The sequence below is a fragment of the Paenibacillus nitricinens genome (assembly GCF_052056485.1).
Lineage (GTDB): Bacteria > Bacillota > Bacilli > Paenibacillales > Paenibacillaceae > Paenibacillus_AQ > Paenibacillus_AQ nitricinens.
In genome coordinates, this window is record NZ_CP183948.1 from 6,232,199 (window position 1) to 6,243,641 (window position 11,443).

Below are 11,443 nucleotides of genomic sequence, written 5' to 3' on the forward strand. Positions count from 1 at the left end.
AGATCACAATGGTGTGCTTTTCTTCGATTACATATGAGTCCTACTTAAAGCCCAGCCTTAGCAACTTCACTATCTACAAGCTCTTTCATATAGCGAAGTAAGTCATCTTTAAGCTCTTCATGCTGAAGTGCATAATGAATCGTGGTCTGAATGAAGCCCATCTTCTCACCAACATCATGGCGTTTGCCTTCAAAGTCATAAGCTATAATCCGCTCCACTTCACTTAAGCGGGAAATGGCATCCGTCAGCTGGATTTCTCCACCTACACCTACCTGCTGCTCACCAAGCATATCAAAGATGCGTGGAGTCAGGATATATCTTCCTAGAATCGCTAGATTAGAAGGAGCATCTTCTCTCTTCGGCTTCTCTACAAGGCGATTGGCCTTATAGACCCGCTCAGCCAATTCAGTTCCATCCACCAATCCATAGCGGGAAACTTCTTCCCAAGGCACAGGTTGGACACCTACAATAGAGGATTTGTACTGTTCATATACTTCCATCATCTGTTTGAGACAAGGTTTCTCCGACTCAACAATATCATCACCTAGCAGAACAGCAAATGGCTCATTTCCAATGAATTTACGCGCACACCAAATCGCGTGACCGAGACCTCTTGGTTCTTTTTGGCGAATGTAATGGATATCAGCCATCTCAGAGGATTTACGAACGGATTCAAGAAGTTCCCACTTCTGCTTCTCAGCTAAGTTAAATTCCAGTTCAAAAGAATTATCAAAGTGGTCTTCAATCGCACGTTTACCTTTACCCGTCACGATAATAATATCCTCGATTCCGGAAGCAACTGCTTCTTCGACAATATATTGGATCGTCGGTTTATCTACTATCGGTAACATTTCTTTAGGCATTGCTTTGGTTGCAGGCAAAAAACGGGTACCAAGACCTGCAGCGGGGATAATGGCTTTACGAATCTTCATCACATTAACTCCTTCTGTCGGTTACTCTTCCATCTAAAATACTCTGTATAGTAAAATTACATACTTCCTTCAATTATAGCAGTTATAGCAGACTAATGTCAGTGAGTTTGTTATATTTGTATATCAATTCCAATCAAACCCGGAGAGAAGGAATTATAAAGCGTTCATCGTAAGTTCCAACACTTTTCTAACACTCACTATATTATCTAGTATATGCAATTAACAAAGAGGACGAGATGATATCTATAAAAAAGGGCCAAGCAACTCCAGCATCCTCTGGTAGTCACCTAGCCCTATTCCTTTAACCTTTATTACTTCGCGTTAACCAATTGTCCACGTGTAACCCCCAGCTGGTTGGTAGCCTTCAAGCTCTTCCATACCTGCGTACCAGAGATCTCACCACGCAGTGCGCGACTATAGAGGCTAATTACCTCAGCCACTTGCTCTGGTGTCTCTTCCAGGAACTCCACACGGTACGAGGATACACCTAGATCACGGAAATTGTTCAAATACTCCGCACCGGACTGGTCAACTGCATTATAGACGGTATTGCGGCAGCCTTCATCCACACGAACTGGGTGAGACATTCCAATACGGTCTTGCAGGGAAGCGCGATGTTCTTCACATGGACGGCCACAGTTCGTAAAGTCTGTGCCTTCACTCATGAAGGTACAGTATACACAGTGCTCTGTGTGGAACATCGGCAAATGCTGATGGATTACGATCTCCATACGAGAAGTATCGCTATGCTCAAGCAGATCGACCATCTGTTGAATGTTCAAATCATAGGACGGTGTTACCATGTCACAGCCTGCCTCAAGGAACAGGTCCACTGCCTTATGATTGGCGATATTCAGTGAGAAATCGCCAATCAAGCGAGGATGCACAGCATCCGGTTGTTCCTGGCGGCGGCGTAGGTAATAATACAGCGCGCCTGTGTTGCGTACTAACACGGCATCAGGCTGCAAGCGCAGGATATTGGCGTGGTAGCCGTTCTCGCCCGGCATATGAATGCGCGGCGTGGCCAGCGCGATGCTGGCCCCTGCAGCCCGTACCGCATCTACCGCTGCCGGGAACTGCTTGATAAACTCGAAGTCGGCGTAGATATTTCTCACGCCGGCCTCGAGCGCAGCCTGCACCTGCGGCAGGCTGCGGCACAGCGCGGTGAGCTCCGCTTCACCAGCGCGCTGCGGAGCGACGCCCCTGCGGGTAACGTCGCCGTAGACCTCGATCGCCCGTTTCACGTACACGGGCGGTTTCGGGCGCTCGCCCGCAAGCAGCTCCACCGCTTGGCGGCGGATGCTGTTCAGCTCGCGCATAGGGACGATCACGTCGCCTTGCAGATGCGACTCTAGCGCATCAAGCTGGAACACGGTCCCGCCCAGGCGGCCGAATTGTTCTTCCAGCAGCGCGGTATCCATCGGACGCTTTTGCGCGGTTTCCAGCGCGAGCTCCGAGTCCACACGGACGGTAACGTTCTTCTGAACGTCCGTCCACCAGGTGGTCAGCTTCTCGCCGACGCAGCCTTGCACTCGCACATGTACCGGGAATACCCGGTACGGCTTCTCAGTCTCATACGTCTGACGTAGCGCCTTGTCTAGCGCAGGGTCATTCGTCTTCCAAATGCGGTCACCAACATTTAGACGGCGCAGGTCTACATCATTACGACCCGCTACGATGTCGATGATCCAGCCTTCTCCTGCTTCACCTTCGAGCTTCACACCTTTACGACGAAGATCGTAAACACGTCCACCTTCTTCTTTTTTCGTCGGATCCCCTGCATCAAACACGATTCCGTCTCCCCGCTTAAGCGGTGCGTGAATACGGCAGACTACGCCGTCACGAAGAATTTGTTCAACTGTTCCGAGATATACACCCCGGCTTTTCGGGAAAGTGCCGTCTACGAGCTTTTTATTGTTCGTTCCATCTAGGAAACCATGCGTGAAACCGCGGGAGAAGCTTTGTTGCAGTTCACGAACTTCTTCCTTCGATGGTTTGGACATATCGCCATCAAAATACCGATCAATTGCCTTACGGTACTTACTAACTACATTCGCAACATATTCTGGGGTCTTGAGACGCCCTTCGATTTTAAAAGAAGTTACGCCCGCCTCGATCAGCTCAGGCATAAGATCAATAGCTGCCAAATCCTTAGGGGAGAGCAAATAAGTCACATCACCCATTGGTTTAACTTCGCCATCCACCATCAGATCATAAGGCAGACGGCAAGCCTGAGCACATTCTCCCCGGTTCGCGGAACGTCCGCCCCACATTTCGGAAGTCAAACATTGACCTGAATAAGACACACACAAGGCACCGTGCACAAATACTTCCATCGGCAGACGGGCTTGCTCCCCAATCGTCTTAATTTGTTTCAGATTGTTCTCACGACCGAGTACCACACGTTCCAAGCTGAAAGGCTTAGTGAACTCGACCGCCTCCGGGGAAGTAATCGTCATCTGTGTCGATCCATGAATCGGGAAGTCTGGTGAGATTTCACGAATCATTTTGACCAAACCTAAATCCTGGACAATCACTGCGTCCACACCAGCATCTACACAAGCGTCAATCAGTTCTTTAGCATCCGTCAATTCATTTTCAAAAACCAGTATATTAAAGGTCAGGAAACCCTTCACACCATAACTATGCAAAAACGCCATAATTTCCGTCAGCTCGTCCATGCGAAAGTTGTTCGCTCTCGCCCGTGCATTAAACTTCTCTACGCCAAAAAAGATAGCATCCGCTCCGTTCGCTACCGCCGCACGCATGCAGTCCCAGTCACCTGCAGGTGCCAATAGCTCCACGTCTTCTCTGCGTATTTGTTGCTCTTTCATTTATATCCTCCCAAACCGCCATGTGGCGGGTCATTTCTAGTTGATTAACTTGATAATTGTATCAAATATCACATCTCAGCGCCATGTGTTTACCAACATTTATATAAAGAAAAGAACGCCCCCGCCATTTTTGCTACAGGGACGTTCTCGTCTAATTGAATTACACTCTGCTATTAGTTAGTAAAGAACTCCAAACATCCCTAAACTACTCATTCCCCGTAAACCGAAACGACTGGAGCGTTTTATCCAACAAAGCTTGCTGTTCTGCAGTAGCATTGGCATCATTCAGCGTAACAGTAATCGTGTAGACCACCTCATTTTTGCCAAAAACAACTTGCTTACTGCGGAGAGGAACACCATTCTTGATTTGATGCACAGTAAGGGTCGTAGCAGGAACACCAGCAAAGGTAGACTCCACTATACTTTCAATGTGAGGACCTTTAGGATCATTATTTTTATTCTGATAGGAATCTTTGAGCATATTTACAGCATAATCGACTGAGCCCTCAGGTTTCGAGTTGATCTGGAAACGTCCTCCGATGAACCGATACTCTACCAGTTGTGTCTCGAATACATCTTGATTGGGTGTCCATAAACGTGGAATGTCGATGGCATAGCCGTATCTTTTGGATACTTTGGTTATCGTTTTATTCTTGATTGTCTTATAATCGTCACTAGCGATTCGACCGAAGTTCTCCTTCATGTGATCAAAATCAATATCAATCGAGGATATAATGGCTTTAAACTTGGCCTTATCTTCTTCTTGTCCAGCAGGTGTCACATATTCAAAATAATACCGATACCCGTTCTTGAGCACGAGTGCCTGATATTCTGTCGTCCAACCGTTTCCAAAATTCAGCTGTGTCTCACTTATTTGCGCAGGTACGCCGGAGATTTCAGACTTCATGCTGTCCTTAAAAACATAAGCGTCCGATACAAAGTTTTCTTGCGTTTTTGTCTTCAACTCTTCAGCCCAGCTCTCTAGTGTAGAACCAGCAGGCGCCGATGTAATCGCCACACTCAAATGACTTCCTTGTTTGCTTTCATAATAGAAATGCTGGTCATCCTTAGTCCAAGCAGCAGGAACCTGTAGTGAGATGCCATAGTCCTCATTATAGGCTTCACTTAAGCCATTCTTTACGGTAGAGAGATCACGGATTTTGTTATCCTTAGTGTCAAAAGAGGGTCGAAAAGAGCCCAGCAATCCTGCATATTTGGCTAAGTCTTTATAATGAGTGGCTTTTTCATCGGTCAAATACATCTCGTAAAGTCTACCTTCAGCATAGATCAGCCTGCTTTCCCAGAGCGCTCCGCTGGAATCTTTACTGACCAATCGTGCATAGGGTACAGAGGCTTTCGGAAACGACTCCTGATCTAATATCAGCTCACCGCCTAACTCGACTTCCCGGACTAGTTGTTCTAATAACCCGTCTGCATCAACAGCAACTGCCTGATCACTTGCATGAATCTCCAAATAATAAAGATTGTCCGTACTGGAGAAAGTAGCCACACTCTCATCACCACCGCTATTTCCAGCAATCAATCCAGACGGATAATTTAGTGTCCATCGAAAATAGCTGTTCCCAATTTGCGTCTTCCCCACATCGCTATCAATACCAGTATCCACTGGCACATCGCCTTCATTATCTGCAGGAACTAAGGTAATGACGAGTTCTCCACCGTTACCTTGGGAAAGAGTTGCACCCAGGATGCTGGCCACAAAACGCAGCGGCACCATCAACACACCTGAAACCATCCGAGGAGCGGAGGTGAGTTTAACTTTAGTCGCATCCTTCCAGGCATTAATACTACCAATCATCATTAACCCTGTATGAGAGCCGTACGTTACTTTCACTATATCATTTCCTTCTAAGGAAACCTTGCTGCCAAATGTCTTTTTAAAAACCCCGAGCGGTACCATAACCGTTCCGTTCTCCATATAAGGCCGCTCGATAGTCACCTTCTTGCCATTCACCGTAGCTGAAGTACTGCCAACTTTAAGACTCAGCTGTAGCTTCTCTGTTTCTGCTGCCCGTGCGGTTTGTATCGGTAATATAAAAAATAGCAATAATAAAGCCAGCATCGCACACAATCCTTGTGTTAAAACTTTAAAGCCCATTTACCGTCCCCCTCACAAGTTTCCTGATCACTCTTCCGTATGCTCGTCCCCATCTGTTCCAGAACTGTCTTCACTTAACAGGGGATCACCCTGAGTGAGCACGACCTTTCGGACGACAATATCCCCATCACTTTGCATAACCAATCGTACCGTCTTACCCGGAGAATAGCTTTTGAACAATTCATTAATATCAACTAGTGAGACCACACGGTGGCCGTCAATGCTGTACAAGACATCGTCTTCGGCAACACCCGCCTTGCGTGCTTCAGCAGATATCACTTTTGTTACGGTAAGTGGATCAAGCGTTGGCAAGCCCACAATCGAGGACCAACTCGGCTCTAACTCCAGTCCAAGACTCGGGTGTTTTACTTCACCGTACTTAAAAAGCTGGTTCATAATATACTGCACGGTATCCGCCGGTATAGAGAAGCCCATATTCTCCACACCCACCGCTGAGTATTTCAGGCTGTTTATTCCCAGCACTTCGCCCTTCATATTCACTAGCGGGCCTCCGCTATTTCCGGGATTAATCGCTGTATCACTTTGGATCAGGCGATAAGCCGCAGCTACTTCACGGTTAAGGCCACTTATAACCCCTACCGTCGCTGAATTCCTTAGAGAAAAGCTAATCGGTGTTCCGATGGCCACTACCTTCTCACCAACAACGGTTTTACCGGTCGATGGAATAAACTTTGCAGGTTTAAGGGAGGTTGCATTGATTTTGATCAGGGCCAGATCACTAACTTCATCTAGATATGTTTCTTTAATGCTGTAGGTTTTGGAGTCTGACGTCACTACCAAGGCATTCTGCAGATCCTTGATGACATGTGCATTGGTTACGATCCATCCGTTCGACTTCACAATAATGCCAGAGCCATGCGTCAGATTGTACCGATCATCCGGTCCGCTATTCCCGCCACTATCGTCTTTGCCGATAATGCCCACTACGGAGGGGGTGATACTTCTAATAATCCCTGGGACAGGGTCTTCAGCTGCTGTAGAATTTTTGATTTTGTTTTTCTGGGTTGTCGTCGACGTGCTAACCTTCTTAGTCGTACTACCAAACGCATAAACCGACTCACTCCATACTCCTGACAGCAACACACCACATAACAGCAGGCCCAATCCTTTCTTCACCAGCTTCTCCCCAATCCTCATCAACCTTCACCAGACCCTCTCTCTGCACATGGATAAATTTTACATTATATAATTTGAAAAAAGACACCTTCAATGCGCCCACGGCGTTAAAGGAGTCTTTTGGTGCAAAGCTGTTCAATTTAATTCTTTCGTTAACTTAACCAATGCATCACCATGGCATAGTCAGAGATTATAAAAACCAACAAACTAACCGCTCCGAAAGCAATGGCGAACTTGTTCTTCTGGGGAGCTCTCAGTAACCGAACGACTCCAACCAAAATTAGGATCGTGAATAAAATCATAAAAACATCAAAGGTATGAAATTTAGACGGTCCTTGCGCGGCAACTTCTGCAAGTAGCATTACCTTACCTCCTCAAAAATGTTGTCAAGCAAGATCCAGTATTCCCCATATCCTCTTCTATGTTATCGCTACCATTTGGGCGATGCAATAGGTTTTGTAGAAAAATTATGTATTTGTCGCAAAAAATATATTTTATCCCTGCAAAATCCGCAAAAATGATGATATTAGTCACTGACGTTTAGCTTTCGATCAAAAAAAATACGTGAATCTAACCAGAGATAGCTTGCGTCGTGAAGGTTCAAAGAGGAAACCAGTTAGTGCTTTAAAGGTACTTTTTTGAAGGTGCTTTTTTGAAGGTACTTTTTAAAGTACTGAGGAATCAATTTGGAGTTCAGTTTAAAATTCAGAGATAGAACTTCACACTTGCGTTCAAATCTTACGTTTTTCAAGAATTAGGGAAACCCTCCCTAAAATCGTACGATTATCAGATCAATTTGAGGTTTTTAGGGAATTTCTCCTTAAAAATCATTAGAAATCCTGCTAAATGATTTTAACTTCCTGATAATTAGGGAGTTTTTACCGGGTTTCATCTTTTATGATCTAGAAACTCAGATTTTTAGGGAGGTTTTCCCTAATCTAATAAAACATTCGTTTGATAGAGTTAAGTCTATAACAATTAGTTATTAATTTTTCAAGGAACCATTGCGCCTATTGCATCCTATTACCCATTAAGCATACCAATAGCAACAGCATACTACTCATTAAATCTTACGACGGACATGCCCTACTTATGCCTATCTCATCTATGATTTTGTTTTCTTTTTATAGGAGTCATATAACGTTTACTAGAACACTCACATCAGAACGGATAATGGCTCTAATTTACAGGTGACTACTAGCATTTTACCTATCAATTGTTTTCACAAAATAATGATTTCGGACGGACAACAAACAAAAAGGTCACGGCAAATTGCCGTGACCTTTTTCATTTAGTAGTTATACTATCCAGCTATTTATAGCTTAGATGGTTTCTGCCGTCTCAAGCATAAGGGCTTTGGTACGCTCTGTATCACGAATCAGAACCGGCTTCAGATACTTACCTGTGTAAGACTCCGTAACGGTAATGAGCTTCTCTGGTGTTCCTGTTGCCAGCACAGTTCCGCCGCCACTGCCGCCCTCTGGTCCCATATCGATGAGATAGTCCGCGGTTTTAATAACGTCCAAATTATGCTCAATGACGAGAACTGATTCTCCGGAATCCACCAAGCGATGCAACACTTCTAGTAAACGACCAATGTCATCCACATGCAGACCTGTTGTCGGCTCATCCAAAATATAAAGGGTCTTTCCGGTACTACGGCGGTATAGCTCGGAAGCCAATTTCACGCGCTGCGCTTCACCACCGGATAATGTGGTACCTGGCTGACCAATCTTGATGTAACCAAGACCAACATCCATCAGTGTTTGCATTTTACGATGGATACGAGGGATATTCACAAAGAATTCTGTAGCATCCTCTACCGTCATCTCCAGTACATCAGAGATGTTTTTCCCTTTATACTTCACTTCCAGAGTTTCCCGGTTATAACGCTTGCCCTTACATACTTCGCAAGGAACATAGACATCCGGCAAGAAGTGCATCTCAATCTTGATAATTCCGTCCCCGCGGCAAGCTTCACAGCGTCCGCCTTTTACGTTAAAGCTAAAGCGTCCCTTTTGGAACCCGCGTACCTTTGCCTCATTCGTCTTCGAGAACAGATCACGAATGTCGTCAAATACACCCGTATAGGTTGCTGGGTTAGAACGTGGTGTACGCCCGATTGGTGATTGGTCGATTTCAATTACTTTATCGAGATTTTCCAAGCCGCGAATTTCTTTGTGCTGACCCGGACGTACCTTCACAGCCTTATTCAGTTGCCGTGCCAAGCTCTTATAAAGAATCTCGTTAATAAGCGACGATTTACCGGAACCAGAAACACCTGTCACCGCTGTAAACACACCTAATGGAATCTTCACATTCACATTTTTCAGGTTATTCTCCTTAGCCCCACGGATTTCTATCCATCGATCATCAGTAGCACGACGCTTAGCGGTTACCGGAATAAATTTACGACCACTTAAATAATCACCCGTTAAGGAATTCGGATCCTTCATAATTTCTTCCGGTGTTCCTTGCGCCATAACTTGTCCACCGTGGATACCCGCACCCGGTCCGATATCAATAATATAATCCGCTGCCATCATCGTGTCTTCATCATGCTCAACAACAATCAGCGTATTCCCTAAGTCACGCATATGCGCAAGGGTCGAGATGAGGCGATCATTATCCCGCTGATGCAGGCCAATACTTGGCTCATCCAGAATGTACAACACACCCATCAAGCTCGAACCAATCTGAGTGGCCAACCGGATACGCTGTGCTTCCCCACCAGACAGTGAGCCTGCTGCACGGCTAAGCGTCAAATAGTCCAAGCCTACATTTACAAGGAATCCAAGCCGATTACAAATCTCTTTTAAAATGAGATTGGCGATGGCTGTTTCTTTTTCGCTCAATTTTATCTCTTCAAACCAATGCTGACAGTCACCAATCGAGAGATCGGTAATGTCCGAAATATTTTGTTCGTTGATCGTCACCGCCAAAATTTCTTTCTTCAGACGCTTGCCTTTACATACATGACAAGGCTTTGCACTCATGAATCCTTCGATAAATTCACGAATACCATCCGAAGCAGTTTCACGATAACGCCGCTCAAGGTTAGGAATAATCCCTTCAAAAGCAACCATCGCATCTTTCTTTTGTCCAAAATCATTCTCATATTTGAAGCGAACCTTCTCACTGCCTGTACCATTTAGTAGTTTGTTCATATGATCAGGTGTTAAACTGCTCACTGGAACGTTCTGTGGAATATTAAAGTGTTCACACACGGATTTCAAAAATTGCGGATAGTAATTGGAGGTACTTCCTGTCCAAGCTAAAAAAGCGCCCTCTTCAATGGATTTCTCAGCATCAGGAATAAGCAGGTCTGGATCGACCACCATCTTTATGCCAAGTCCATCGCACTCTGTGCAGGCTCCGAATGGACTGTTGAAAGAGAACATCCGTGGTGCCAACTCTTCAATACTAAAACCACAAATCGGACAAGCGAAGTTAGAGCTGAACAGCAGCTCTTCCTGACCGATGATATCCACAAGGATTTTACCGCCCGAAAGTTTAAGTGCCGTCTCCAGTGAATCCGTCAGCCGGGTCTCCACATCGTCTTTAACGACGATTCGGTCTACAACAACTTCTATAGTGTGTTTTTTATTCTTCTCAAGTTCAATATCCTCAGACAGATCTCTTAGCTCACCGTCCACACGCACACGTACGAACCCTTGCTTAGAAATGTCTGTGAAGAGTCCTTTGTGTTCCCCTTTACGTCCTGAAATAATAGGCGCTAGGATTTGCAAACGAGTCTTCTCTGGATACTGCATAATCCGGTCTACCATTTGTTCAACGGTCTGGGAAGTAATCTCAATTCCATGTTCTGGACAATGAGGGTGACCGATCCGTGCGAAAAGCAGCCGTAAATAGTCATAGATCTCAGTTACCGTACCTACTGTGGAACGAGGGTTGCGACTTGTTGTCTTCTGATCAATAGAGATTGCCGGGGATAATCCGTCTATCGAATCCACATCCGGCTTCTCCATTTGCCCCAAGAACTGACGAGCATAAGCGGACAAAGATTCAACATAACGCCGCTGTCCTTCAGCATAAATCGTATCAAATGCAAGCGACGATTTACCTGAGCCGCTCAGTCCCGTCAGCACGACGAAACGGTCACGTGGAATCGTCACATCGATGTTTTTGAGATTGTGCGCCCTCGCGCCTTTAATTACAATATTTTCGTTCGCCAACGGAACCTCTCCTTAATGAATCAAATATCAACAAATATCAAATATCAAAGCTTTATCAAAAGCGTTTTCGATCCCTCCCAAACCCTCCCTTCCAAGGGAGGGCCCCAAGGGTTGCACCCTCTGGACACCCGCATTTATTGGCGAAGGAGGTTGGTAGGACGGGACTTAGTGACAGTGCTGCTTGGAGCGCTTATTCCTACGGGACCGCTTGGACGTTAGGCGCAC

General features: G+C 45.6%; 6 protein-coding genes. All 6 read right to left on the bottom strand.

The window, feature by feature from the left end; genetic code table 11:
• Positions 1-44: 44 nt before the first annotated feature.
• The 6 genes from galU to uvrA all read right to left on the bottom strand — a co-directional run bounded on the left by galU (position 45) and on the right by uvrA (position 11,218).
• Positions 45-932 (bottom strand): UTP--glucose-1-phosphate uridylyltransferase GalU, encoded by an 888-nt coding sequence (gene galU / locus ACN6KS_RS27880; RefSeq protein ID WP_042131276.1) that lies wholly within the window; start codon positions 930-932, stop codon positions 45-47.
• A 311-nt stretch (positions 933-1,243) separates the two neighbouring features.
• Positions 1,244-3,766 carry a DUF3656 domain-containing U32 family peptidase gene (locus tag ACN6KS_RS27885; protein WP_440960907.1) on the bottom strand — a complete coding sequence of 841 codons (2,523 nt, stop codon included), beginning with the start codon at positions 3,764-3,766 and terminating at the stop codon, positions 1,244-1,246.
• 205 nt (positions 3,767-3,971) lie between these two features.
• Positions 3,972-5,885 carry a stalk domain-containing protein gene (locus ACN6KS_RS27890; RefSeq protein WP_440960908.1) on the bottom strand — a complete coding sequence of 638 codons (1,914 nt, stop codon included), beginning with the start codon at positions 5,883-5,885 and terminating at the stop codon, positions 3,972-3,974.
• 27 nt (positions 5,886-5,912) lie between these two features.
• Positions 5,913-7,022: a S1C family serine protease gene (locus tag ACN6KS_RS27895; RefSeq protein ID WP_280787228.1), complete on the bottom strand. Its 1,110-nt coding sequence runs from the start codon at positions 7,020-7,022 to the stop codon at positions 5,913-5,915.
• Between the two features lie 152 nt (positions 7,023-7,174).
• Positions 7,175-7,384, bottom strand: coding sequence for a hypothetical protein (locus ACN6KS_RS27900; protein WP_042192275.1), 210 nt, complete (start codon positions 7,382-7,384; stop codon positions 7,175-7,177).
• Positions 7,385-8,344: 960 nt separating this feature from the next.
• Complete coding sequence (uvrA, locus tag ACN6KS_RS27905) at positions 8,345-11,218, bottom strand: excinuclease ABC subunit UvrA (RefSeq protein ID WP_440960909.1); 2,874 nt, start codon at positions 11,216-11,218, stop codon at positions 8,345-8,347.
• Positions 11,219-11,443 lie beyond the last annotated feature (225 nt).